A 24,925-nucleotide genomic window follows, 5' to 3' on the forward strand; every position below is an offset into this window, starting at 1 on the left:
AATAGGTTCTACCCAAGTCAGCAGCACATACGAACCTCGCCAAAAGATTCCTTGCGCTTCTCCATCCCGAGTCGAATTATTATACATAAAAATGTATAGTTTGTATACCGGTTTAGCCCGGTTTAAGGAAGCTTTAGCTGATCCGAGCCATAGACATCGTCATGCACCGATTGGTGGTACACATCTTCAACAACAGGCAGGTCGGAATCCTCACCGTCATCCATCAAATCATTTTCAGTCTGCCTTAGCAGCGTTTCCTGGCTGGGAACCATCGGCTCACAGCCGGTGATACTCAAGATCACCGAGCTTAGCAGCAGCATACAAGCCAGTCGCCCAAGTTTAAGGTCTTTAATCCTTAACAACTTCTCCCGTTTCATGGATCCCCCTCCAATTTCTCGTATTTCCAGTGTTTGCATGAGAAAGGGGGTTTATACACGGCTTCAGCTGAAGGAGGAAATAGACCAACTGCCACCAGCTCTGCTAAATAAATTGTCTTGCCATTACTGAGAAATATATGATATTATAAATCTCACTGAAGGACGGTAGCTCAGCGGGAGAGCACTACCTTGACAGGGTAGGGGTCATGGGTTCGATCCCCATCCGTCCTATAAAGAAGAAACCTTGAGAGATCAAGGTTTCTTTGTTTTTTATGGGAGGTTCCGTGCTTTTCTTTTAAAGAGAGGCTGGATTGGTATAGGGGTATGTGACCTTTATAAGCACTCTCTCATTTCCCATCCATCCGCGCAAATTCATCCTCAATATAACGGACGGCTTCAACCACGTTCAACCAAATTGGATGATGCTCCAGACCGGCTTTGAACACCAGATGTTTGACTTCAAAGTAGAGTCTTTTGACATCCCCTAGCTTGGCTTCGATCATTAATTTATCTTCTACCTCAAAATAAAACTCCAAAGCATTGATTCGTTTAATCAATTTATAATATTGGGCGGCCTTGTTAGCGTCTGCGAACAGGGGCTCTTTGCTCAATCGGGGAAACGGCCGTGCAGCATGGCCGGCTTTAAAGTTTCCGTCTTCCGATATACCCTCACTCGGGAAAAAAGCAGCCTCATTTATCCCCTCAAAACCTTGTTTTGGCTGATGCGGGGCCAGCTTTCCATTCCTTCTAAACCGGATCAAATCGTCACGGACGTCCTGGAGCAGCCGAATGACCTCCGAGAAGCCGATAATCAGAAAGCCCGGAATCATATAGGAGGCCCAGATCGATAAAGTAACTGTAAAATGGAATCCGGTATCTTCGTCCGTGTTTATACTGCCTGCGACAAAACCGCTTACAAAACCAAACGCTAAAACCAAGATGCCAATCCAAAATAGGATCCTGCTGGTCAGATTACGGTTGTTTTGCATCAATGATTCAGCTCCTTTTTTCCTGATTAGATCAGAAAAATGCTTACTCTATATGTATTCAACTTGCCTGCTTCGGTCTCCTTTTCTGTAAAAACGAAAAAGCAGCCCGCCAGGGCTGCTTCGAGCTGACCAGGTTCCCCTGGTCTTGGTTTTAATCTTTAGTGCAAATGCTGCTCAGAAATGTTGCTGAGCGCATCGCCTGCATTGTCCGCGAAAATATGCTCAACTGCCATATCACCGAGAGAAACAACACCGATCAGGCGGTCGCCTTCGGTGACCGGTAAACGGCGGATCTGCTGTTTCGCCATTAGCTCGGCAGCCTCGTCTACGGACATATCGGCTGTCGCTGTCTGGAGGTTTTTGGTCATTACCTTATCCACCGCCGTGGAGCCGGAATGTTTCTCCGCGTAGCCGCGGACAACCAAATCACGATCCGTTACCGCCCCGATCAGACGATCGCTTCCCGGATTGTCCACGACCGGTATGAAGCCCGTATCATGCTCTTTCATCTTAACCGCGATTTCATAAATATTATCCAGCGGAGTCACCGTCACCGGACTTTGGGTCATGATTTCTTTTACCTTCTTCATCCTCGCACCTCCTTCCTCCCCTAACATTCCCCTTTTTCCTTGTTTTACATGCATTAGAGAAGCTTTCGGCAGCTGTACCTGATAAATTTCCCTATAAAATTTCCTGGGTATGGGACAAAAGAACAGGACAATGCTCCAGTTCGAAAATATACTGCATCAAATCTAATGTTTAAGGAGTTGAATTTCATCATGAATAAATTTTGCTGCCCTCCTGTAAGCCCGATTGTTCTGGACCCCATCGTTTCAGTGCAAGATTTCTACCATCCTCAACTGGTGCCTGTCATCCAGCCGATTGAAATTGTTCAGAAACACCACTGCGTACCTGTGTACCAGAAATGTTTTACTTATAACACAACAGAAGTAGGACCAGAATTCGGTCCTGGTCCCGGCCTGGTTGGTCCACGCGCCGGCATCTCCAAATCCAAATCCCGTGGAGCTAAAAACCGCAAGAAAAAATAACTGAGTCGACGTAACGCACGGTTATGACATTTCAGTGGGCAGACGCATAGATTGTAATATCTAGTGAATAAATATATCTCTGGAGGTTATCTGTGATGTCAGCCCAAACCAATGGCCCATCCGTGATTTATCAGCTCCATCCCGACACGGCAAACTCTATGCAAGGAATCCGTGAACAGCTTCATCAGTGCTGCGGCAAATATTTGAACCATAATGTCAGCGTGCAGACGATGGACGGCCATGTCTTCGAAGGAAACATCATGGCTTTGGACGGTGGACACTTGTATTTAAGTGTTGTTCCTCAGTCCTCAGCTATCGATCCTTACACGGGCAAGCGAGCCCTGTTTGGATTTCCGCGTCCCCCATTTTACCCTTATGTGCACCCGTTTTATAATCCCGGTCGTTTTATTCTTCCGCTTGTCCTTTATGAGCTGCTGGCCATCAGTCTGCTGTAAGCCGAATAACCCGGATCCTGAGATCCGGGTTATTTTTTTAATTTCCAAGAACTAAAGGCCTGTCAACAAGCCGTACTCCCCTTCTTTTTTAGTCTATCGGCAAACTATGGTATTTGTTCATTTGTTCGTTTACTTCTCCGGCCGATTCGCTGCCGCATTGGACAAGCACAAGAAACCGTCCCTTGGCAACCTCATCATGATAATGTCTGGCATCCTCCTCGGGAACCCCAGCTCCTATTAGCGGCACTGCAAGATGATCGCCGGTTTCCCATAGCTCCGCTCCCGCCGCCTTCTTTGCCGCCGGACCTAAAGCCTTCACTTCGCCTCTTGCTCCTTCCAGCACCTCCGACACGCCTCTCAGAACGCCAAAAATGCTTTTATCTGCTGTCCCGCTATCGGGAACCTTTAATCCTGTATCGGCCGAAATACGTTCCAGCTCGTTGTAATCCTTGGCAATCACTGAAATATGTTCATTTTGAATCCCCTTCTCCTGAAGGTCCGCTATCAACAGCGACACATCTTGTCTGGCCGCAAATAGACCCGCTACGAGTTTAGGCATATGATCCGCTCCTTATTAGTCTGTTTATCTTGTTCTTGGCTACTACCTAATTAAACGCCCTTCTCCCTTGGGAAACGATGCTTCAAAAACTAAAAATTTTAAACAATCTTGATGAATGTGATTTTTATCACACCTATTGTGAAATTTATCACTTATAATAAAGCCATAAGAGATGATCATCTTACAAAAGCTTCTAACCCAACTCAAAATAGACTCTATCAAAGGAGAGATTTATATGTTTAACAATTGGCTGAGAAATAACAAAGCAGCGATGTGGCTGCTGACGATCGTTCGGATTTACCTGGGCTACCAATGGATGACACACGGCATTGAAAAATTAACAGGCGGCTTTGACGCTGGCGGCTTCCTGAATGGAGCTATCGCCAAAAGCACCGGCGAAAACCCCGCCGTACAAGGCTGGTGGGCCGCTTTCCTCGAGCATGCCGCCCTGCCTGGCGTCAACTTCTTCAACATCTTGATCCCGCTTGGTGAACTACTAGTCGGAGTAGGCTTGATACTTGGTACATTCACCACTTTTGCAGCCTTGATGGCCGTCGTGATGAACACCGCGTTCCTCTTCTCGGGTACTGTAAGCACTAACGCGCAAATGCTGATTCTGGAGATCTTCATCGTAGTAGCTGCAGCTAATGCCGGTAAAATCGGTCTTGACCGCTGGGTGCTGCCTTTCCTCCGCAACCTGTTCAAACACGGCCATACAACGGACCTTCAAACCCCGGCTCCTCACGGAAAAAGAAAAATCGCTTAATAAGCAAAAAACGCCTCCCAGTGAACGGCGGCCCAATGGTTAGTCATTAGCTAACGGTTGGAAAGGCCGTTCAAGCCGGAGGCGTTTTTTGAGTTCAGGACTTCGCGTACTGCTATTCACGTACTTCTTATTCACGCACTAATTAGCCTTTCCATTCCCAGGTTAAGCCTGATAAACCGGCCGCTTGCGTATTCATCGCTTGCAGCAGCGCGATCGGATCGTCAGCAACATGAATGGAGTCTAAAGTGGCCGGACCGGTAAACCCTTCCGTGACACTGTGCTGAACAAAGGAAATAAGCGGATCGTAATATCCACGTACATTCAGCAGTCCGATCGGTTTATTGTAGATGCCGATTTGAGACCAGCATAGGACTTCAAACAGCTCTTCAAATGTTCCTACCCCGCCCGGAAGTGCAATAAAACCATCGGCCAGCTCTCCCATTTTAGCCTTTCTAGCATGCATACCGTCCACTTCAATCAATTCTGTGAGCTCACGATGCACAATCTCAGGTTTAAACAGTCCCGTCGGCATAACGCCGACTACCTGTCCCCCACCGGCTAAAACTTCATTGGCCGTAAAGCCCATAAGGCCGTTTCGGGAACCGCCGTAAACCAGTTTAATTCCCGCTTCAGCTAAAGCTTTCCCAAGACTCACGGCAGCATCCGTATATTCCGGAGCGGTGCCCGGACGACTGCCTGCAAATACACAAACGGATTGCATGAACTTCAACTCCCGTTCTTTCATCAGATTAACCTGTAAGAACAAATATATCTATATTTTACTAATATATCTATATTTTACTAAGTATTCTCTTCTATATGTTAACTCATTTCTAATCTGTTATTAATACGCAGAGGCTCAGATTTGTCCGATTCTCTTCAAATGCCCGAACGAAACCCAAAGGGGGAACGTACTTTATAACATATTATTTTAATTACTGATGCATTAATCTGAAAGTCTTAAGGAGGGGGACACTTGAAACCGGTCCGTGTTCGAAGCGTCAGCCAAACTACACCTCAAAATGCGGAAGTCGCAAAAATTGATCGCCTTGCCATCATTGCTGCCATATTAACTTTAATTGCAGCGGTTATCGGCACCTATATTGCCTTTAAGAACCTCACTCTCGATACCACAACAACTGTTGTTATTTAAACATTACTCGGTGCCCCGGTTGATTCGCGAATGGTCAGGCTGGGGATTACCCCGTAATAGATCCGTTCCCGTTTATTGCCGGCTTCAGACAGGAGCAGCTCCACCGCTGCTTCTGTCATTGCTTTCTTGGCTACACGCATTGTAGTCAGAGAAGGGGCAGCTGCAGCTGACAGCGTGATGTCGTCAAACCCTATAATGGATATTTGCTGGGGTACTGCATAATTCCGTTTCCGAAGCAATTCATTGAGGATTAAAGCTATTCTGTCGTTGCTGCAGAAAAAGGCGGTAGGCATGCTGTCCTGATGTTGATCCAGAAATGCGGAAATTTCCTCGCGGGTAGAACGGTATCCATCCGAATAGACGAGGCAATCCTTAGAATCCGGATAAAGGCCTTGATCAGCCATAGCCTTCCAGTAACCAAACCAGCGGTCTTCATGACTGGTTGTCAAATTGGACGGGCCCATAAATCCGACACGCTTGTGTCCGAGCTCAAGCAGATAACTGACGGCCGCATGGGCTCCTTCGAGGTTAGAGGAAGCTGCGACCGCACAAGGCAGGTCCCTGTAATAGGAATCGATCATTACCAGCGGCGTATTCAGTTCCCATACCTTACGGGCGTAGCTCTTATCCATAATGCCAAACAAAATCACACCGGCGTGATCAATATCAAAGATACCCGGAAGCATGCCCTTCTTCTCCATCTCAACATCAATCTTGGCAATCACAGCATTATAACCTTCTTTGCGGATTGCCGCTTCCAGCCCCCAAAGCATATCATGATAGAAATGAAAATGCTCGTTATCTTCATAGCTCATGACCCTCTCAGGAACAAGAACTAGAATATTGGAGCTGCCCCGCTGTTGTTTGTTCTGCATGCTGTAGCCCAAATCCTTTGCACGCTGCTTTACTTCGTTCCTTACCTGTTCACTGACCCCTTTTTTCCCGGATAAAGCCAGCGATACCGCGTTCTTAGAAATTTTCAAATCATCAGCGATTGTCTGCATGGAGATCTTCTTTGGCCTCGCCATCTTTGCTATCCTCCCAAAACATGCTACACTAAAACCAATACTACTTTACATAAAATATTAACGTCAAGTTTTGTAAAGTGAAAGTTGTTAATTGTTAACTAGTACAGTTTGTTTAAAAGGAGATTATACCTATGAATGAACCTATTTTTCTGAACCCCGTCTTTCAAGATCGGATCTGGGGCGGTACAAAACTCAAAACTTTGTTTGGTTACGAGATTCCCAGCGATCATACCGGCGAATGCTGGGCGGTTTCCGCCCATCCAAATGGCCAAAGCACGGTAAAAAACGGCCCGTTCGCCGGCCAAAAACTTGGCGATTTGTGGGCTAACCATCAAGAATTATTCCACTCGAATTCCAAAGTATTCCCTTTGCTGACCAAACTGCTGGATGCTTCGGATGACTTGTCCGTGCAGGTTCATCCTGATGATACATATGCCGGCGAGCATGAGAATGGTGAATTGGGTAAAACCGAATGCTGGTACATCGTAGATGCCGAGCCGGGTGCGACAATCATTTACGGCCATGAAGCCACCAGCAAAGAACAGCTTAAAAGTTATATCGATGAAGGTAAATGGGACGAGCTTCTGTCCACCATTCCCGTTAAAGCTGGCGACTTCTTCTATGTGCCAAGCGGTACTATCCATGCGCTCGGTAAAGGAATTGTTGTTCTGGAGACCCAGCAAAGCTCCGATACTACCTACCGTGTGTATGATTATGACCGTAAGGACAGCGCCGGAAATACTCGTGAGCTCCATTTGGAGAAGGCTATTGAGGTTACAACTGTTCCGCAGCGTTACGTTCCGACTCAGCACGAAACGAGCCGCCAGGGCGAAACCGACATTACCACGTTTGTCTCCAATGATTTCTTCACCGTTCAGAAATGGGAGGTAAACGGAGCTTCCTCCTTCGACGCAAGCGATAAATACCGCTTATTTAGCGCATTGGACGGAGAAGGCGAACTGAAGATTGGCGGTCAAAGCTTTCCGGTCCGCAAAGGCGACCATTTCATTTTGCCAGTAGGATTCGGCCCTTATGAATTAACTGGTAAACTGCAGTTTATTGTTTCCTGGGAATAGTACGAAAGCATAAAAGGGCAGCACCTCTTTGTTAAAGGGTGCTGCCCTTTTTACCTTCACAGAGGACAGAAGGACAGAAGCCCCTCCATTTAACCTAGGCTGACCTTCTGTCAATTAGGCTAATTCTTCTTTATTTAATTAGTTTGGATCAGTCAATTAATCCTCCCAAAGCTCGTCCATCAGCTTCTTGATCCGGCTGGATCGCTCTGAAGTCGCCTCCGGGTCTACGACCCACTTCTCTCCGTCCCAATTCAGCACGTCTCCCTCTTTCGCTTTGGCCTCAACCAGCTTGCGTTCAATATCCCGGGTTTCCCCGTTAATCTCGATTATGGCATAGTTGCCCTCAAACCCTTCTAATACTGCAGCTTCCATTCTGTTCACCTCTCCGTTTGAATCGTCAGCTTCGTTCCATCCGAATCAACTTCAATAGTCCCCTGGAGATCGTTCCGGTAGACTTCCACGCCTTGCTTTTTGAGCCTCTGCAGCACCGTTTGAGTAGGGTGGCCGTAGTTGTTGTCTTTCCCGACCTGAATAATGCCGTAGCGCGGTTTAACGGCCTTCAAGAAAGCAAGCGTAGTTGAAGATTTAGAACCGTGATGCCCCACTAGAAGAACATCGGCGCAAAGGTCGGCGCCAGATGCCAGCATATCCTTTTCGCTTTGCGATTCGGCATCTCCCGTCAGCAAAAAGGAATTTTTACCATATGTAACTTTAACGACGGCGCTCATATTGTTGCTGTCCTCATAGCTCTTAACCGGAGCCAGCATCTTGATCTTAATCCCCTCGCCCAGATCAAGCTGCACACCAGCTTTGGCCGTCTTCACTTTAAGTCCCTTTCGCTGGATTGACTTCAGCAGGGATTCAAACGTCTTCGTATTGGAGCTTGCTTTGGGCAGATAAATGTTCCCTACTTCCGTTTCATCAATAACTTTATCCATTCCTCCGATATGGTCCGCATCCGGATGGGTGCCGATCACGGTATCCAGCCTCTTAATTCCATACTTATGAAGATAATCCAGCATCGTCTGCTCATTATCGTTATTTCCTGCGTCAATCAGCATCGTTTTGCCTGAAGGGGCAATGAGCAGCTGTGAAGCACCTTGGCCGACATCCAGAAAGATGACCCGTAAAAGGGATTCCCCCTGCGGAGGAGGTGCAGCAGTCTCATTAAGCAGCCCGGGTTCGAGTGAACAGCCGCATAAAGCCGCGATCAAACTGAATATCAGCAGTCCTTTCCCTGCCAGTCGTTGAAATCTCTTCGTAAGTAAATTCATCGATGTAATCCCCTTATGTAAGTCACTCTGCAATAAAACCGAACATTTGTTCTTGTTTTATTTTACTACATTCTCCCCTTTTAAGCAACAATAATGACATTTACCCAAAAAAGAAACCCGCTTCTCCCGAAGCGGGTCATACCTGTAGTAGCGTTATTTTACCGTAACGGAAATCGTCACGGTTTTGCCGCCATATGCAGCTTTGATGCTTGCTGTGCCTTTAGCCACCGCTTCAATTTTGCCGGCGGTCACTTTGACAACGTTGGATTTATTGGTCGTCCAGACGGCGCTGCCAGCCACGGAGGCTGTTGCTCCTGTATCATACAGAGCGGTCAGCGCAACCGATTGGCTGCTTCCCGGAGCGAGAATAAACCGTTTTTCGCTTGGTGTCAATTTAGTCAGTTTAGGAACTACACTTACACTAACCTTATAGGTCTTACCTTGATACGTACCTGTCAGCGTCACCTTGCCTTCTGCAATAGCCTTAACACTCGAACCGCTGACCATCGCTACCGAAACATCGGAGGATACCCAGTTCATTTTCGAGGAGAGTGTTACATATTTGCCGTCGGCATAGAAACCTTTTACCGCAATGCTCTTGGATTTATTGATATTCAGCTCAACCGACTGCGGATTAATCACCATAGTTACAACCTCGGCTTCAACGGAAACCGGTATTTTCACCGTTTTGTTCAGATAAGTCCCCGTAAGGGTCGCATTGCCTTTGGACAGACCTTTCACGGTTTTATCCTTAATGACAGCGTAGGTGCCGGACAGCGTCCATTTCACATCAGCGGTAACATCCTTCTCGTCACCGTTCTCCAGAACGGCCGTCACATTCGGAAGATCAGCTGTTTTGCCGATAATCAGTTGAACGTTCTCTACGGCAGGCATTAACACCAGGACCTTCTCGGATACCTTCACGTTAACGGAAGCAACAGTTACGGAACCGATCGTCGCAGTCAGAACAGCAGAACCGGTTTCACCGGCTTTAAACTTGCCGGAATCCACAGTGACTACATCTTCATTACTGGATTTCCAAGTCACAAGTTTAGTGAAATCCTGTTCGGATTCATCCAGAAGGATTCCGGTTACTTTAGGGATGTCCTTGGAGTCATCCTTAAGAATTTCAATGTCAGAGGTATCCACATCAAATTTGGTGATCGTCGGATAAACCGTTAAACTAAAGCTTTTGCTTACGCCCAGATAAGAAACGGTAATCGTCGTAGTGCCTGTCGATTTTGGAGTGATAACTCCTCCGTCTACGCTGGCCACAAGCAGGTTGGAGGATTTCCATTCCGCCGTTTTGGTTACATCTACAGATTCTCCGTTAGAAGCCATCACTTTTGCTGCTACGTCCTTGCTTGCATTGTTCAAGAACAGCACCGCATTTTTAACAAAACTGGACTCTTCCAAAATAATCACTTCATAAGGATTGCGGACATAAACGTCTTTCTGTATGGTACTTCCCAAATAAGAAGCCGTAATCGTTGCTTTACCTAATTTCAGCGGAGTGACTTTTCCGTCTTCTACTTTAGCCACGGAATCATCGGAAGTGCTCCACTCCACTTTATCCGTTACATCGACCGGTGCGGCATTCTCATCCGAATCTCTGGTTAATACCTTCAGGTCAGCCGTGCCCTGTCCTGCCACCATCTCCAAATCGTCGTCATCGGAGAATTCAAGCGCAGCGAATGGCGCTACGACTTTGATCTTCACATTGGCAGTCAACCCTTTATAAGCAGCGGTAATCGTTGCCGTGCCTTTGGAGACAAAAGTCAGTTCGCCTTTATCCACCGTAACGACACTGCTGTCAGAGGTTGTCCAAGTAGCGTCATCACTGACGTCCGCACCGTCGGCCATAGCTTTGATAGCAGCATCTTCAGTACCCAATTTGAATTCGGTGTTGTCTGACGTATTTAAGGTCAAAGCGTTATAGGCATATTTCACCGTTACCGCTTTGGTTGTAATTGCGTTTTTATATTTGGCCGTAATAGTCGCCGTACCTTTGGCCACCGGCGTCAGCAGGCCGCCATCCACTTTGACAATCTTCGAATTCGAAGTGGACCAGGTCACATCGTTGGTGACATCCTTCTCGGACGCTCCTTCAATGACTGCGAGCACCCGAAGCTGTTCCGTGTTCTCATCTACGGTAAGCACAATCTCCTTGTCGCTGTCAAAATGGATCGAATTCACATCTCCGGTTGCGGCAAATGCGTTTGCCGGAAGAATCGCCGACACCAGCAGTACGAGGGCGAGAAACCATCCCATCACTTTCCTGTTTCCAGTCATTTCTTCCTCTCCTTTGTCTTTCTGGACTACAGTCCTGTATCTAAACCTATGTATTTTTATCGACAACAACGGTTTGTTTCGTTACCTTTTTCCAACATTCCCCTTTAAAAATAGACAAAAAGGCCTAATTTCCGCGGATAACCCGAACGATAAAGCGGTGGTCATGCTTGGATAACTTTTCTCCGGTTCTAAGTGTAACTTCTCTCTCATCGTGGCCGCTAAGCAGCGTGCGGTAGTGAACGATCCGGTCGCCCTTCCAGATCATGACCGGGGAGCGGAATTGAATCGCATTATCAAACTGCAGGTTCTCCTTCATAATATAGCCTACCGAATGCGGCCTTGCGGCCAGACCGGCTGCGGTCCCCCTGCGGAAAGGACCCGGCTCGGCCGGCATAATCTTTACGATTTCATTCAAGGGAATGAACACCGGTTTCGGGCCAAGCAGCAGCCGCTCTTTGTCATGATCCCAGGCTTCGATTCTGGCGGAATAAGTCCGCTCGTCATTCAGACGGATGATAGCCGCGTACCGGCCGACCCATTTTTGAAGATCCACTCTTTATCAACCTCCTAGAAATCATTTTCGGGAATACGCCAATCGATCGGCGACCTTCCATGGCTGCTCAAGAAAGCATTGCATCTCGAAAAAGGCCTGCTGCCAAAAAATCCGTGCCGCGCCGACAGCGGGCTTGGATGCGCGGAAGCGATAATTTCATGGCGCCTTGCGTCAATGATAGCTCCTTTTCTCCGGGCGTAGTTGCCCCAAAGCATAAACACCAAAGGCTGAGGACCTTCATTAAGCTTCGAAATCACCGCATCCGTAAATCGTTCCCAGCCCTTCCCCTGGTGGGAGTTGGGAATCCCCTCCCGCACCGTCAAAATGGAGTTCAGCAGCAGCACACCCTCCTCCGCCCATGGCGTAAGCGTCCCCGTCAGGGGAACCGGAATGTTCAGATCTGCGGACATTTCCTTATAAATGTTATGAAGAGAAGGCGGGATCCGAACGCCGGGCAGCACGGAAAAACTTAAGCCATGGGATTGGCCCAATTTATGATACGGATCCTGACCGACAATAACCGCCTTCACCTGATGGAACGGGGTCAATTGAAAGGCCTGGAATAAAAAAGGACGCGGCGGAAACACCATATGCTCCGCATATTCATGATTCAGCCACGCCATCAATTCCTGAAAATAAGGCTGCTCTAATTCCTCCTGCAAAACGTCATCCCAATCATTACCGAACATGCTTCATCTCTCCAGTCCCGGGTTAAGTCTAATGTTCTTTACCCAAAAGGTCGAAACTTGTCACCAGAGGAGTTCGGAATCCATGTTTTCCATGTTCATCAGGCAGTGGCGTGATTGGAATACACGCGAAAAATAAACTTATTTGCGGCCGTAATCCGCCTTGATCTCGCCCCAATGTTTAGTCTGCCATTTCAGCACAGGCGTTGAGTAAGTATTCGTATTGAGCCAGCTGACCGCACGGTCTACAAGTCCCCAGATTTCAGCCGTAGAGCTGTTGCGTGGAAGAGTAGTGGCGACCTGCTTTTTCTTCACCCAGTTAATAGCGTTAACAGAATCGGAATAAACCACTTTATTACTGCCGGTCTGCTTGATCAATGCCAAGGCATGCACGATCGCCAGAAACTCTCCGATATTGTTGGTGCCATTCGGAATCGGGCCGACGTCAAAAATCACTTCTCCCGTAGCCGTATCCACTCCTTTATATTCAACAGGGCCCGGGTTGCCTCTTGTCCCGACGTCCACCGAAATGCTGTTGTAGTTAATTTCCCCGATCTCCTCCAGGGCCGGCGCCTTTTTGTTTCTGCCTGCTCTTGACGCCGACTGGCCGGCCCCGCTGCCCCAATTTCCTTTCCAACCGGCTTTGTAGGCTGCCTCAGCTTCCGCAAGGCTCGGGTATGATTTATATTTCGCTCCTGTATAGCCGTTTGTCTGCTTCTGACACTCCGCCCAGGAGTCGTAGACGCCAGGTTTCTTGCCTTCCCAAACTACGTAAAACTTTTGCCCTGCCAATAGGTTCAGCTCCTTGATCGCTCATGATAAAAAAATCCCCTTTCACCTCATTCCACACCATAGCGCAGAAAACGTAAAAGAGGACCGCCATATGCACAAAACGCCGCTTGTCCATGTGTATTCTTAGCTTACTTGAAAGCGCCCGTATGCGTCAATGTCAGGAGCCTGTGGGACATAAAGGACTTAAGGGATATAGATGAAGGAACACCGCAGAACGTTAGCGGAATTAAGTGAGGAATTAAGTGACCTTCCTTCAGCAAGCCTGTTGTATAATAGAAAAATACTCCCATAAAGGACGGACTTTTATGCTTCAATCCTTGAACCGGCGGCTGAACCGGATGATGCCGCTCATCACCCCGGCCAGCATTATCGCTGGCGTAATATGCGGAGGACTGCTCTCCTCCTATACCTTTCTGTCTCCTTGGCTGTTTGCTTTCATGACCTTTGCCGGGAGCATCAGCCTCAGCTTTAGAGACTTCTTCAGCGTGCTCAAGAAACCGCTCCCGCTGGTCGCCTGTCTGCTGGTGCTGCATCTGATCATGCCGCTTGTTGCACTGGGCACGGGACACCTTGTCTTCTCAGGTGATTCGTTTACCATTACCGGGCTTGTCCTAGCAGCCGCCATCCCGACCGGGGTCAGCAGCTTTGTGTGGGTCAGCCTGTACCGGGGCAGCATTGCCTTAACCTTATCGATTATCCTTATCGATACCCTTTTGGCCCCGTTTGTCGTTCCGGGGATTTTGTCTCTGCTTATCGGAGCCAGCGTTCACCTGGATATCCTGCCCATGATGAGCAGCCTGTTCTGGATGATCGTCTTCCCTTCGCTGCTTGGCATGGCGCTCAATGAATGGACGAAAGGCGCTGTTGTCCCGGTTTGGGGACCGCGGCTGAATCCCTTTTCCAAATTGGCTATGGCTGTAGTCATCGCGATTAACGGTTCCGCCGTCGCCCCTTATTTGGCCGATTTCAGCTTAAAGCTGGCCGGATTGGCCGTCATGATCATTGCCTTGGCCGGTGCCGGTTACCTTCTCAGCTTCCTGATTTCATCACTTATGGGCTGGAGTGAATCTGATCAGGTCGCGCTCGTATTTAATGGAGGCATGCGAAACATCAGTGCCGGGGCGGTGCTTGCCGTTGCTTATTTTCCCGCTCCGGTGGCCGTTCCGGTTGTGCTCGGCATGGTGTTTCAGCAAATGATGGCTTCGCTGGTCGGCTTCCTGCTCGGACGGCGGTCCCAGCGGCGGGAGCTTAAAGAGTCTCACGGAACTTCAACTACCTCGCTTTAATTTTGAACTGTTCATAAAATAAAGTGATGCAGCTAGAGCTGATGGCCTTTCATATATAGTGCAGCTAGATCTAGTTGCGATATGATTCCTATAAGTGTTATTCAACTTATATATTAGACCTATAATCCATCCTCCTTTATGATGATGTTAAATCCCTTGAAGGAGGCGGAGTAAGTTGAATATCTACGATTTTGAGGTCAAAAACGTTAATGGAGAGTCTGCCCGCTTGTCCAGGTATTCCGGTAAAGTGCTGCTTATCGTCAACACGGCAAGCCAGTGCAGCTATTCACGGCAGTTTGCCGGTCTTCAAGAGCTTTATGAAACTTACCGTGATCAGGGTTTGGAAGTCCTCGGATTTCCCTGTAACCAGTTTAACAACAAGGAACCCGGGTCAGGGGCAGAAGCTGAAACTCACTGCCGGATCAATCATGGGGTTACATTTCCCATATTCGAAAAAGTAGAAGTTCGCGGCGCATCCACTCATCCTTTATTTACATTTCTGACCGGGCGGGCCCCGTTTCAAGGGTTTGATACGGAAACACCGGAAGGTAAATGGATGAGGGATTTTTTGCAGGAGAAATATCCGGAGCTTTATTCCGGGGACGGAATCAAATGGAATTTCACAAAATTCCTGATCGGGCGCAAAGGCGAGGTTGTGGAGAGGTTTGAAACCACGGTAGAGCCTGCGGACATTGCAGCGGCTGTGCGGGGGCTTCTTTGAAATAGCCCTTTGAACTGGTGTAAGCAGAGGAGGTTATATTCCCCTCTGCTTTTTTTGCCTCGGTTAGAAATTCGGCTCAACGTATGAAATCAAAGAGGAATAAGAGAAATTATCCAGTTCATCTCCTGACTCCGTTGTCAGTTGTATCAGCAGCATTTTTTATTGGAAGGAATGAGTATGAGACGAGTGAGGTACTATAGCGTCTTCAGGGCGGCCATTGTGGAACTCATACTAGCCGATCGGACCGTGGCACTTGAATGCCTTCGATTCTAATGTTCGTCCCCACTCCGTCCCCAAGGTTAAAATAGTACAATTTAACATAGAATCCCGATCTGTTATTCCGGCCTATAAAAAATCAAGGGTTTCAGCTCAAAAGAGCTGAAACCCTTGATTTTATGGATGCCGAGGACCGGGATCGAACCGGTACGGTAGTCACCTACCGCAGGATTTTAAGTCCTGTGCGTCTGCCAATTCCGCCACCCCGGCAGGGATGATACGCTAGTCAGCGATTTCGCAACGCATGTTTATTCGTCTCTACGCAAAGGATTCGTTTTGAATTACGATATGCTCTACGTAAGGCTTACGCGTATTATTCGTCAACAGCGACATTTAAGATAATATCACGCTAACTCTAAGCTTGTCAACAAGCAATTGCAGGTTAAATCCCCGCCTCCTTCTTTTTTAGAAATGCCATGTATGCAAAAGAAACCCGATCCACATACTAAGATGGTTATTTTCTCAAAGGAAGGAGACTCCCGAACGGTGAAGATCAAGCTATGGGCTGCTGTCCTTATGGGGTTCTCGCTTGCCCTTGTTACGGATCAAATGCAAGCTGCCGCAGCGGCCCCCTCCGGACAGAAAGGACGGGAATATTATGAACCCCGCGGTGAAATCGTATGGGAGGTGCCGACCAGTGACAAGGTCGTAGCGCTTACCTTCGATGACGGTCCTGATCCGGTTACTACCCCCGCCATCCTCAAGCTGCTTAAGCAATACGATGCGAAAGCGACGTTTTTTGTGGTGGGCAACCGTGTGGACGAATATCCAGATATTTTATTTGAAGAATACAAAGAAGGGCATGAAATCGGCAATCACACGTACAAGCATACGTATTTTAATTTGACAAGAAACGTGCCGTCCATGACGGAGGAAATCAGCAAAACAGAAAATTCCGTGCTGGCACTGACCGGGCAGCGGACAACGCTCTTCCGTCCGCCGGGAGGTTACTACAACAGTAAGCTGATTGACTATACCACAAGCCACGGCTACTTAGCGGTATTGTGGTCCTGGCACCAGGACACCCGTGATTGGGCTAAGCCAGGGGTCTGGAAAATCACCGACAAGGTGCTGAAGAACCTTCGCAGCGGCGACATTATTCTAATGCACGATCATGTTGAGAACAGCGTTCAAACGGTCGAAGCGCTTAAAGTCATTTTACCAGAAATTAAAAAACGGGGTTATCAGTGCGTAACGGTCTCCGAGCTGCTTAAACACCAGCGGGGAGCTGAACCCGTCAAAAATAACGACAGCAAAAAAGCGGGGCCTTAAGAGGCCTGCCGCTTTTTTTGGAATCTTACCCGTTCGTTTATGGAACTAGCTTTTATTATAAAAAGAAGGAACGAGTAATGATAACCAGCAAGATAAAGAGTACCAGGATTGTGCCTGTAGAAGTCCAGAATGCTCCTGGTCCAACGGGTCCGCAACCTACTCCGCCTACAACGCCGCCCATTTGAATTCCTCCTTTAATGTGTGGATACACCATACCATATGCCTTGAGCGGAGAGGCCGATTGGGTGAACGCCTGCAAATCTGCAAAAAAATCGTTGCTTTCGCACAGAACGTGAAGATACCCGGCGGGCTGCTCCTCTTCCCAGCGTTTCAACAAGGGCTGCAGCGGTTACCGTAACATATCCCCTTCTGAGGTAAACTCTGATTTACAGGACAGAAAAGGACAGAAAAGAAGGAAAGGAGCATCATTATGGATAACAAATCGAAATCGCTTCAAGACCGGGAACCCGGCTTTGATTCTCTCCCTTCAGTAGATCCCGATAGAGAGGCCCCTACTGACAAGATCGATGAAATTGTGGGCGGAATCATGGACGAAATCCAGGAGGATGCTACCGGAAATAGACCGGATCAGGGCAGATCAACCCTCCAAGACCAAGGGGACACCTAAGGCAAACAGCTGAAGCTGAATGTTCCTCCCCGTCCCCGTAGAACGAACACGGTCGCCCAAGCCAGTAAAAAAGCTGCGGATTTCGCTTCCGCAGCTTTTTTTTGTGTTTGTTCAGTTTTGCGTTTTTTTCAAACAAAAATAGTATCGCCTTGTCTTTTGTTATTTATCCAGATGGAAGGGCACGGTTGTCACAATGACTTCCTTGTTGCGGATAAAGAAAGCGCGCATCATAATGCTGGTCTGGTTGTGGAGCACATTTTCCCACCAATGCTTCGTAATAAACTGAGGAATCAGGATCGTGACATGATCCTCTGCCGCCATTTTCCACTCTACGGTTTGAATGAATTTATACAGCGGACGCATGATGCTGCGGTACCTCGATTTCAGCACAATGAGCCGGATTCCCGGATCCCACTCCGCCCATTTCTGTTCCATCTTTGCAATCGATTCATCGTCAAAGCCGATGTAAACCGCGACCACGTTGTTGGACAACGTTTTGGCATAACTGACGGTATTCAGCACAACCCGGGTGATGCCGGAAATTGGAATAATAACCGTATTCCCTTTGGTAATCGGCTTATCCTTGGCCAAATCGATCCGCAGCTGATCTGCCGTGTTATCATAATGAATTCTGATTTTATAGAACAGGTAGACGACAAAAGGAAGAAAGATAAAGGCCATCCATACCTGATGGAATTTGGTAAAGATAAAGATCAGTGTAATGGAGAGTGTCACCAGCATGCCGACCGTGTTAATGAACAGTTTGCCCAGCCAGCCGCTTGGTTTAAGCCGGACCCATCTGACCATCATTCCCGCCTGCGAAAGTGTAAAAGGAATAAACACGCCGACCGCGTAAAGCGGGATCAAAGCATCCGTATCCCCATGGAACACCATCACGAGAACGGCGGAGAGCACGCTCAAGAACAAAATACCGTTTGAGAAGCCTAGGCGATCGCCGCGAACCATAAACATGTGCGGCATGAATTTATCCTTAGCCAGCATAAACGCCAGCAGCGGAAATGCCGAATATGCGGTATTGGCAGCCAGGAACAAAATAATCGCAGTAACGCCCTGGATAATAAAATAGAGGACACCGCGTCCGAACGTGGCTTCGGCAATTTGCGATATAACCGTTGACTTGGCTTCCGGCGCAATGCCAAACCAATAAGCAAGCAGCGTAATTCCGGTAAACATCGAACCCAGAATAAGCCCCATCATCATCAGCGTTTTGGCCGCATTTTTAGGAGCTGGGTCCCTGAAGTTTGGTATGGCATTTGAGACGGCTTCAACGCCGGTTAACGCCGAACATCCGGAACAGAAGGCTTTAAGCAGCAGAAACAGACTGACATTCGAAACCGCCGAACCAAATTCAGCATGGGCAACCGGAGCGCCAGCCGTAAAATACTTAATGATTCCACAAACGATCAGCACAAAGATCGCCACAACAAACATATAGATCGGCACCGCCAAAATAGAGGCGGATTCGGTAACCCCTCGAAGGTTCAGAATCGTCAGAAACACAATCATAATTAACGCAATGGTAACCCGGTATTCGTGTAAGGATGGAAAAGCGGACGTTATCGCATCCGTTCCCGCCGAGGCACTTACGGCCACCGTCAAAATATAATCGACCAGAAGAGAGCCGCCTGCGAGCAGGCTCGGAGCCTTACCCAAGTTGTCTTTAGCGACGATATAAGCGCCGCCGCCGCTTGGATAAGCAAAAATGGTTTGGCGGTAAGAAGTAATCAAAATCGCAAGCAGCGCCAAAACCGCCACGGCTATCGGAAGCGAATACCACAAAGCCATAAATCCGGCTGCGACCAGCACCAGCAAAATTTGCTCGGTACCATACGCCACAGAAGACAACGCATCAGAAGAAAGAATAGCCAGCGCTTTGAGCTTGCTGAGCTTCTCCCCCTCAAGTTCCGCTGACTTCATGGGTCTGCCGATTAAAAGCCGCTTTACTTTCTCAAACATAATTCAATCATCATCCTTTACACTACAAGTGACATTCATAAACGGAAGCAATTGATATTATTGCTTAATTCATTTTTGTTTTCAACTGTTTTTGCAAATATTTCATTATCCATACTATTCCCGGAATGCTGTAACTTTCTTCACAGCCTGCGCAGCAAAAAAAGCCTAACCTCTAAACAGAGGCCAGGCTTTCAAATCTTCGGATTATTTGTTGAATAACCATCTTTCTTATTTTCTTTAATGAATGCTTTTCTTGGCAAAATTGCCGCCTGAAACGTCCGACACATGCTCAACGGCCAAGAAGGCATTGCGGTCAATTTCAGTCACGATCGCTTTAAGCTTGGCAAGCTCAAGCCGGGAGACTACGCAGTACACGACTTGGGTATCTTCTTTCGTATAACCTCCGCGGGCATACATAAAAGTTGTGCTGCGGCCAAGTCTGTCCATGATCGCCTGAGAGATTTCCTCGTATTCCTTGGAAATGATCGTCACCGATTTGGATTCATCCAAACCTTCTACGACAATGTCCATCACTTTGGACGCAATGTAATACGTAAAGATCGAATACATCGCGGAATCCCAGCCGAGATAAAATCCGGCAACGATAAAGATCAGCACATTCGTAATCAAAATAATCTGCCCTACCGGCATGTTGGTCTTCTTCGAAATCAGAATGGCCAATATTTCCGCGCCGTCCGTAGAACCCGAGAAACGGAGAACCAGACCTACTCCGAGACCGAGCAGCAGTCCGCCGAATAACACCGCCAAAATGGTTTCTTGCGTAAAAGCCTCGACATGGTGGAGAATCGTCGTTGTCAAAGACAACACGACAATTCCGTACAGAGAAGAGAAAGCGAACGTTTTTCCAACCTGCTTATAGCCGATAATCAGAAACGGAAGATTCAGCACAAACAGAAACAGGCCCAGCGGCAGCTCGGTCAGCTGATTCATCATGATGGAAATACCCGTAATCCCACCGTCAATAATGTTGTTCGGAACCAAAAATATTTCAAGCGCTACACCCGCGAGGATCGCACCTGCCGTAATAAAGATAAACCGCACGAAAATCTCTTTCATCGATAACTTTCTGTGTTTCCCTGGCATCCCTTCAACCCCTTTTTGTGAATTTCTGTCTCTCTAACTAACTATTTTATAGCAAATATCCCTCAAGCTCAAATAAACAGCCTGTTAAATACTAATAAATAGCTTGCAGCACAACAAAAAAGAGCTGCCCAGGCAGCTCACGCTGTACTTGGACAACCCTTTCTTTATGAAACCTCTATCGCCTCCAGGGGCTAATGCCCGCTCGAACTTCAGACGTTCAAATCTTCGCTCGTTTCGGACTTAATGTTTCCAGTGCTCGTTAATAAACTCGTCACGCCCGGACTTTCCCCGGTCTTCTTTGTAATGCTTTGTGTTCTTCTTATGATAATCCTGGTGGTAATCCTCTGCCTCATAAAACGGCGCCGTCTCCAGAATTTCCGTCACGATCGGCTTATCGAAACGACCGCTGGCCGCTACTGCTGCTTTGGAGGCTTCCGCCAGCTCTTTCTGCTTCTCATTATGATAAAAAATAGCCGTCCGGTACTGGGAGCCCCGGTCATGGAACTGTCCTCCGTCATCCGTCGGATCAATTTGCTGCCAGAACAGCTCAAGAAGCCGCTCATAAGGGAACAGTTCCGGATCGAATGTAATCTGGACGACTTCATAGTGTCCCGTATCGCCTTTCTTCACTTGTTCATAAGTCGGGTTCTCGACGCTGCCGCCCGAATATCCTGATATAATCCCATGAATCCCCGGAAGCTCGTCAAACGGTGTCACCATACACCAGAAACAACCTCCGGCGAAAGTCGCTTTCTCCATGTCTTTCATCTCCTCTACAAATGACACACCTGCAAATGCTGCTGCATAAACTAACATAACCTCAGCGCAAGCCCATAATATCATATCCCCGATCCAGGGGTCTATATAAGGAGCCTACCTATGCCTAATTACAGAATTATTGTTGATCTTTCGGATCATATGCTTTATCTGCTGGACAACGATGTCGTGGTCCGGGGATTTCCGGTCGCCACCGGCGCCATGCTGACCCAAACGCCTTATGGAGATTATACGATCGTCAACAAGCAGTCCGATCCCGGAGGCCCCTTCGGAGCGTTTTGGATGGGACTTTCGAAGCCCCATTACGGCATCCACGGCACCAACGATCCCTCTTCGATCGGCAAATCCGTTTCCCATGGGTGCATCCGTATGTATAACGAGGATGTGCTAACACTCTCCGCTATGGTGCCCATAGGCACAAGGGTTTCGATCAGACCTTGATGGGGCGCGGGAGACCGGAGCAGCCCCTCTTCTTTTTTTAAGCAGAAGACCTTGCCGTAAACTCTCTTAAATATGGTAAACTGTCTTAAAAAGATGAAGGAGTTCTGCTCTCATGTACATACTTCTGGTCGTTATTATCATTTGGGTCGTCTATATGGTGATGCAAAAAAGAAAGAAGTAGGCGGCCACGGCCGCCCTTCTTCTTCGATTGAAAATTCCGATTAAAAGTCTTGATTGAAAGTTCAGATTGAGAGTCTCGGGCTCCCAGTATCAGGCTCTGAACAGGGTTAAACCAAATGAACTGCCTTCCTGGGTAGAGTCGATCAGTTCAAGCTCTCCGCCCATGGCTTGGGCGAGCAGCCGGCTGTACGTCAAACCAAGACCCAGTCCACGCGGACGAGCCGTCCGGCGTTCGCCCCGATAGAACCGTTCAAAGATATTCGGCAGATCCTCCGAGCTCACTCCGATTCCATTATCCTGCACAACAATCCGGATTTTCTCCTGATCGACCCTTTCCAGCGCAACCCCAATTACTGGCTTGCGCTCTTGGTGCGCCGCCTGAAAGCTGTTGTTCAGCAAATTGATCACAATTTGCCGGATGCGGAGCGCATCTCCGATGACATACATCTCCTCACCCAAGAGATTCAACTGCAGATCTGCGGCTTCATGTTCATCCAACAATCTCCACTGCCGAACCACCTCAGCAAGCAAATCGTTCAGCTCGATCCGGTCGCTGCGGACACTGACGTTTCCGGCCGCCAGTGCATTATAATCCAGGAGATCGGCTACCATGCGGTCCAGTCTGCCCGTTTCCTTGAGCGCGAGCTCCAGAAATTCCTCCGCTTCCGTTTCTTCCACCACTTTATCTTTCACCGCGTGGATCAGCCCTTTAATCGAGGTTACCGGCGTCTTCAGCTCATGGCTTACGCCCGCGAGCGACAGCATTCTCCATTCCTCCAGCTGCTTGAGCCGTGAAGCCATCTCCTGGAACGACCCGATCAGCTCCGAAATTTCCCGTTCCTGACTGGTCACTTGCAGATTTCCAATATCATAGTTCCCGCTCCGGATACGACCGGCAGCAACCGTAATTTGCTTAAGCGGGTGAGAAAGACGGCTTGAGAGCAAATAGATGGTCAGCCAGCCCGATAAGGCAAAGGTGACGAGCAGGATGACGATCACGACTATGACGGACTTGCTGGTCGTCAAGGATTTAGCCGACTGCAGGAGTGCAACCCGGCCCACCTCATGACCTCCCCTGAGTACAGGAACCGACACGGTAGCATATTCCGGATGACGTGACTTCCAATTGTCAGGATTCCATTTCTCTTCCATTTGCTGCTGCGTAATCTTCGGCATGCTGTACACGAGTCTGTCGTTCTTATCCAGAATCATTAAACAGAAGTCCCGGTCCAGCTTAAAGAAATGCAGCCTATTCTCCACCAGCTCATCCAACTGCGGCGGAATTTCTAGTCCTGTCTGTCCCGTAACCCGGTCCGCAACGTCCAAGACAAACAATTCCGACGTCTGCAGCCGGTTGTCACGGGCTGTTTCCCGTATCCAATAAATAGACACCAGCGCAATAATAGCACAGCCTATAAACAAAATAAGAAGATACCTCAGCGACCAATAAGATAAAATCGAGACCTGCTTTCTCTCCGCATTCAGCTTTCTACGCAAAATGAATACCCGCTTCCCCTTAATGTCCGGATTTCTCCTTGTTCCGGAGGCCATCCGGACAGCAGCTTACGCAGCCGTTTAATCGACAAATCCACGGCCCGGTCGCTCCCTTCATAGTCGAACCCCCAAACCTCCTCAATCAGTTGTTCCCGGGTAAACACCCGGTTGGGCTTCGACGACAGGAAGAGAAGCACGTCAAGGTCACGCGGGCTGAGCGCCAGCTCCTGTCCCTGCAGAAACACTCGCTTCGCTTCACTGTCAATCAGCAGCGATCCGAAATGCTGCCGTCCGCTGCGGTCGTCATAAATCGGACGCCGGCGCAGTACCGCCTTTACCCTTGCCACTACCTCATCCGGGACAAACGGTTTAATCATATAATCATCGGCTCCGCCGTTCAGTCCCTGAAGCCGGTCATCCATCAAGTCACGGGCTGTCAGCATGATGACCGGACAGGGACTTGTCTCCCGGATCCGCTTGAGCACCTCAAAGCCATCCAGCCCCGGAAGCCTGATATCGAGCAGCACCAGATCAAAAGCCCCCTCACGAAATGTTTGTAGGGCGGCTATACCATCCATGCAGCTAGTGACCTGAAAACCGGCTTTTTTCAAGTAGGAGGACAAGACTCGTGCAATGGCTTCTTCATCCTCTACGATCAGCAGTTCCTGCATGACCACTTCACCTCTCTTCTCGATCGTCAGCTTTTGTTCTCAAAGCAAGTTTAGGCTTTATTTTACACATTTACCGCGATGCGGCAAGTCCGGATAACCCGACACATTCCCGACATATTCACTTGATACAATGCCTACGTAACACCAAAGGCAACAAATCCAGATAAGAACAAAAACAAGAAGAAGAACAAAAATTAAAGGAACTGAAAGGAGAAGAACCAGAGATGAATAAAAGAGGCTGGATGATCACAGCGGGTGCTTTGGTCCTTGTGATCCTTGCAGGAGGTTCCACTTTCCTAAAATCGTATATGGGTAATAACGTAGAGATCAGCAGTGTTATTCCGGTTGAAGCAGCTGCGGCGGGCGGGGTGAATGAAGCGGCATCAGCCGGAACCGGAGAGGCCGTTCGGGCTGAACAATTAAACGAGGAGTGGACGATTACGGACGGTTCCAAGGTTTATTTGTCCGTGTCCACCTCCCAGGAAACTGTTAACTTCGTTAACGAGAAGGTCAGCGGCAGCTGGAACGTCTCCCTGGACAACCCGGATGCCATGTCCGGCAGCGGCAAAATCGACATGACTGCCAACGACTCCGGCAACAAGCTGCGGGATGAACATATTCGCGGAGCTGAATTTTTTGATGCCGCCCAGTTCCCCGAAGCTACTTTTACAGCCCGTTCGTTCGAGAATCTGCCGCAGGAATGGACAGACGGAACGGCTGTTCCGTTCAACCTGACAGGAACACTTACCGTTCACGGCACCCCGAAAGAGGTCACTTTCAATGCGCAGGCTCTGTACAAGGGAGGTCAACTGCTGATGTCCGGAACAACGGTTGTCACGTTCAGCGACTTCGGCATGACAAATCCGCATACGGTGGTGCTGAGCACCGAAAATGACATTAAGGTCCAACTAGAGCTTGTCTTAACCCAATCCTGAAACAAGGGCCTACTTGATCTGCTAAAGGGCTAAGCTTGGAGAAAACCAGCTAAACTGTGAGGACGGATTGCTATAATGGAACACGCCAACCAGGCTGTAACAATACGACGCAAG

Annotated in this window: 29 protein-coding genes and 2 tRNA genes; 12 read left to right on the forward strand and 19 right to left on the reverse strand. The window is 48.4% G+C overall.

The window, feature by feature from the left end; genetic code table 11:
• Positions 1 to 122: 122 nt before the first annotated feature.
• Positions 123 to 377 carry a hypothetical protein gene (locus CBE73_RS06340; RefSeq protein ID WP_094093509.1) on the reverse strand — a complete coding sequence of 85 codons (255 nt, stop codon included), beginning with the start codon at positions 375 to 377 and terminating at the stop codon, positions 123 to 125.
• 159 nt (positions 378 to 536) lie between these two features.
• Between CBE73_RS06340 and CBE73_RS06345 the strand changes: the two genes are divergently transcribed.
• Positions 537 to 608 (forward strand) — tRNA-Val (locus tag CBE73_RS06345).
• A 116-nt stretch (positions 609 to 724) separates the two neighbouring features.
• Here the strand turns inward: CBE73_RS06345 and CBE73_RS06350 are convergent.
• Both CBE73_RS06350 and CBE73_RS06355 read right to left on the reverse strand, forming a co-directional pair.
• On the reverse strand, positions 725 to 1,366 hold the full coding sequence (locus CBE73_RS06350; protein ID WP_094093510.1) for a hypothetical protein: 642 nt from the start codon (positions 1,364 to 1,366) through the stop codon (positions 725 to 727).
• Between the two features lie 158 nt (positions 1,367 to 1,524).
• Entirely contained in the window at positions 1,525 to 1,956 is a 432-nt protein-coding gene (locus tag CBE73_RS06355) for a CBS domain-containing protein (protein ID WP_094093511.1), read from the reverse strand.
• Positions 1,957 to 2,121: 165 nt separating this feature from the next.
• Between CBE73_RS06355 and CBE73_RS06360 the strand changes: the two genes are divergently transcribed.
• Both CBE73_RS06360 and CBE73_RS06365 read left to right on the forward strand, forming a co-directional pair.
• A complete protein-coding gene (locus tag CBE73_RS06360; protein ID WP_174704673.1) occupies positions 2,122 to 2,415 on the forward strand; it encodes a hypothetical protein in 294 nt (97 codons plus the stop codon).
• A 95-nt stretch (positions 2,416 to 2,510) separates the two neighbouring features.
• Positions 2,511 to 2,870 (forward strand): hypothetical protein, encoded by a 360-nt coding sequence (locus tag CBE73_RS06365; RefSeq protein WP_094093513.1) that lies wholly within the window; start codon positions 2,511 to 2,513, stop codon positions 2,868 to 2,870.
• An 88-nt stretch (positions 2,871 to 2,958) separates the two neighbouring features.
• On the opposite strand, the gene CBE73_RS06370 is transcribed toward CBE73_RS06365, so the two are convergent.
• On the reverse strand, positions 2,959 to 3,429 hold the full coding sequence (locus CBE73_RS06370; protein WP_094093514.1) for a general stress protein: 471 nt from the start codon (positions 3,427 to 3,429) through the stop codon (positions 2,959 to 2,961).
• Between the two features lie 235 nt (positions 3,430 to 3,664).
• On the opposite strand from CBE73_RS06370, the gene CBE73_RS06375 reads away from it, so the two are divergent.
• Positions 3,665 to 4,195: a DoxX family protein gene (locus CBE73_RS06375; protein WP_094093515.1), complete on the forward strand. Its 531-nt coding sequence runs from the start codon at positions 3,665 to 3,667 to the stop codon at positions 4,193 to 4,195.
• A gap of 142 nt (positions 4,196 to 4,337) precedes the next feature.
• Here CBE73_RS06375 and CBE73_RS06380 read toward each other — a convergent pair whose 3' ends face one another.
• Complete coding sequence (locus tag CBE73_RS06380; RefSeq protein ID WP_094093516.1) at positions 4,338 to 4,916, reverse strand: LOG family protein; 579 nt, start codon at positions 4,914 to 4,916, stop codon at positions 4,338 to 4,340.
• 255 nt (positions 4,917 to 5,171) lie between these two features.
• Here CBE73_RS06380 and CBE73_RS21865 point away from each other — a divergent pair, with 255 nt between their 5' ends.
• Entirely contained in the window at positions 5,172 to 5,348 is a 177-nt protein-coding gene (locus CBE73_RS21865; RefSeq protein ID WP_157739424.1) for a hypothetical protein, read from the forward strand.
• Here the strand turns inward: CBE73_RS21865 and CBE73_RS06385 are convergent.
• Complete coding sequence (locus tag CBE73_RS06385; protein WP_094093517.1) at positions 5,345 to 6,376, reverse strand: LacI family DNA-binding transcriptional regulator; 1,032 nt, start codon at positions 6,374 to 6,376, stop codon at positions 5,345 to 5,347. The genes CBE73_RS21865 and CBE73_RS06385 overlap by 4 nt on opposite strands.
• Before the next feature lie 131 nt (positions 6,377 to 6,507).
• On the opposite strand from CBE73_RS06385, the gene manA reads away from it, so the two are divergent.
• A complete protein-coding gene (gene manA, locus CBE73_RS06390) occupies positions 6,508 to 7,452 on the forward strand; it encodes a mannose-6-phosphate isomerase, class I (protein ID WP_094093518.1) in 945 nt (314 codons plus the stop codon).
• A gap of 156 nt (positions 7,453 to 7,608) precedes the next feature.
• Here the strand turns inward: manA and CBE73_RS06395 are convergent, their stop codons facing one another.
• From CBE73_RS06395 to rnhA, 6 genes are all read right to left on the reverse strand, one after another.
• Positions 7,609 to 7,824 carry a DUF3006 domain-containing protein gene (locus CBE73_RS06395; protein ID WP_094093519.1) on the reverse strand — a complete coding sequence of 72 codons (216 nt, stop codon included), beginning with the start codon at positions 7,822 to 7,824 and terminating at the stop codon, positions 7,609 to 7,611.
• A 5-nt stretch (positions 7,825 to 7,829) separates the two neighbouring features.
• Positions 7,830 to 8,726, reverse strand: a complete 897-nt coding sequence (locus tag CBE73_RS06400) for a ComEC/Rec2 family competence protein (RefSeq protein ID WP_094093520.1) — start codon at positions 8,724 to 8,726, stop codon at positions 7,830 to 7,832.
• A gap of 153 nt (positions 8,727 to 8,879) precedes the next feature.
• Positions 8,880 to 11,018, reverse strand: a complete 2,139-nt coding sequence (locus tag CBE73_RS06405) for an Ig-like domain-containing protein (protein ID WP_094093521.1) — start codon at positions 11,016 to 11,018, stop codon at positions 8,880 to 8,882.
• A gap of 124 nt (positions 11,019 to 11,142) precedes the next feature.
• Positions 11,143 to 11,571, reverse strand: a complete 429-nt coding sequence (locus CBE73_RS06410; RefSeq protein WP_094093522.1) for a hypothetical protein — start codon at positions 11,569 to 11,571, stop codon at positions 11,143 to 11,145.
• 14 nt (positions 11,572 to 11,585) lie between these two features.
• Positions 11,586 to 12,260, reverse strand: a complete 675-nt coding sequence (gene ung, locus CBE73_RS06415; RefSeq protein ID WP_094093523.1) for a uracil-DNA glycosylase — start codon at positions 12,258 to 12,260, stop codon at positions 11,586 to 11,588.
• A gap of 138 nt (positions 12,261 to 12,398) precedes the next feature.
• Entirely contained in the window at positions 12,399 to 13,049 is a 651-nt protein-coding gene (gene rnhA, locus CBE73_RS06420) for a ribonuclease H (protein ID WP_094093524.1), read from the reverse strand.
• A 305-nt stretch (positions 13,050 to 13,354) separates the two neighbouring features.
• Here rnhA and CBE73_RS06425 point away from each other — a divergent pair, with 305 nt between their 5' ends.
• Together CBE73_RS06425 and CBE73_RS06430 are read left to right on the forward strand one after the other, a co-directional pair.
• Entirely contained in the window at positions 13,355 to 14,335 is a 981-nt protein-coding gene (locus tag CBE73_RS06425) for a bile acid:sodium symporter family protein (RefSeq protein WP_094093525.1), read from the forward strand.
• A 175-nt stretch (positions 14,336 to 14,510) separates the two neighbouring features.
• Positions 14,511 to 15,056: a glutathione peroxidase gene (locus tag CBE73_RS06430; RefSeq protein WP_094093526.1), complete on the forward strand. Its 546-nt coding sequence runs from the start codon at positions 14,511 to 14,513 to the stop codon at positions 15,054 to 15,056.
• A gap of 400 nt (positions 15,057 to 15,456) precedes the next feature.
• Here CBE73_RS06430 and CBE73_RS06435 read toward each other — a convergent pair.
• Positions 15,457 to 15,542 (reverse strand) — tRNA-Leu (locus CBE73_RS06435).
• Between the two features lie 276 nt (positions 15,543 to 15,818).
• On the opposite strand from CBE73_RS06435, the gene CBE73_RS06440 reads away from it, so the two are divergent.
• Positions 15,819 to 16,604, forward strand: a complete 786-nt coding sequence (locus tag CBE73_RS06440; protein ID WP_229752477.1) for a polysaccharide deacetylase family protein — start codon at positions 15,819 to 15,821, stop codon at positions 16,602 to 16,604.
• 55 nt (positions 16,605 to 16,659) lie between these two features.
• Here CBE73_RS06440 and CBE73_RS22105 read toward each other — a convergent pair whose 3' ends face one another.
• Positions 16,660 to 16,938, reverse strand: coding sequence for a hypothetical protein (locus tag CBE73_RS22105; protein ID WP_094093527.1), 279 nt, complete (start codon positions 16,936 to 16,938; stop codon positions 16,660 to 16,662).
• Positions 16,939 to 17,034: 96 nt separating this feature from the next.
• Between CBE73_RS22105 and CBE73_RS06450 the strand changes: the two genes are divergently transcribed.
• Positions 17,035 to 17,232 (forward strand): hypothetical protein, encoded by a 198-nt coding sequence (locus CBE73_RS06450; RefSeq protein ID WP_094093528.1) that lies wholly within the window; start codon positions 17,035 to 17,037, stop codon positions 17,230 to 17,232.
• A gap of 159 nt (positions 17,233 to 17,391) precedes the next feature.
• Here CBE73_RS06450 and CBE73_RS06455 read toward each other — a convergent pair whose 3' ends face one another.
• From CBE73_RS06455 to msrA, 3 genes are all read right to left on the reverse strand, one after another.
• Positions 17,392 to 19,209, reverse strand: a complete 1,818-nt coding sequence (locus CBE73_RS06455) for an APC family permease (RefSeq protein ID WP_094093529.1) — start codon at positions 19,207 to 19,209, stop codon at positions 17,392 to 17,394.
• Positions 19,210 to 19,446: 237 nt separating this feature from the next.
• Positions 19,447 to 20,313 carry a YitT family protein gene (locus tag CBE73_RS06460; RefSeq protein WP_094093530.1) on the reverse strand — a complete coding sequence of 289 codons (867 nt, stop codon included), beginning with the start codon at positions 20,311 to 20,313 and terminating at the stop codon, positions 19,447 to 19,449.
• 240 nt (positions 20,314 to 20,553) lie between these two features.
• The gene (gene msrA / locus CBE73_RS06465) at positions 20,554 to 21,072 is read right to left on the reverse strand and encodes a peptide-methionine (S)-S-oxide reductase MsrA (protein WP_094093531.1); all 519 of its coding nucleotides are present in this window, start codon (positions 21,070 to 21,072) and stop codon (positions 20,554 to 20,556) included.
• Positions 21,073 to 21,192: 120 nt separating this feature from the next.
• Between msrA and CBE73_RS06470 the strand changes: the two genes are divergently transcribed.
• Complete coding sequence (locus CBE73_RS06470) at positions 21,193 to 21,531, forward strand: L,D-transpeptidase (RefSeq protein WP_094093532.1); 339 nt, start codon at positions 21,193 to 21,195, stop codon at positions 21,529 to 21,531.
• A gap of 270 nt (positions 21,532 to 21,801) precedes the next feature.
• On the opposite strand, the gene CBE73_RS06475 is transcribed toward CBE73_RS06470, so the two are convergent.
• Positions 21,802 to 23,208, reverse strand: a complete 1,407-nt coding sequence (locus CBE73_RS06475) for a HAMP domain-containing sensor histidine kinase (RefSeq protein WP_174704674.1) — start codon at positions 23,206 to 23,208, stop codon at positions 21,802 to 21,804.
• Positions 23,193 to 23,876 carry a response regulator transcription factor gene (locus CBE73_RS06480; RefSeq protein WP_094093534.1) on the reverse strand — a complete coding sequence of 228 codons (684 nt, stop codon included), beginning with the start codon at positions 23,874 to 23,876 and terminating at the stop codon, positions 23,193 to 23,195. Before CBE73_RS06480 ends, CBE73_RS06475 begins: the two co-directional genes overlap by 16 nt.
• 224 nt (positions 23,877 to 24,100) lie before the next feature.
• Here CBE73_RS06480 and CBE73_RS06485 point away from each other — a divergent pair, with 224 nt between their 5' ends.
• Positions 24,101 to 24,811 carry a YceI family protein gene (locus CBE73_RS06485; RefSeq protein WP_094093535.1) on the forward strand — a complete coding sequence of 237 codons (711 nt, stop codon included), beginning with the start codon at positions 24,101 to 24,103 and terminating at the stop codon, positions 24,809 to 24,811.
• The last annotated feature ends 114 nt before the right edge of the window (positions 24,812 to 24,925 follow it).

Origin of the sequence: Paenibacillus physcomitrellae (genome assembly GCF_002240225.1) — a bacterium.
GTDB classification, from domain to species: Bacteria; Bacillota; Bacilli; order Paenibacillales; family Paenibacillaceae; genus Fontibacillus; species Fontibacillus physcomitrellae.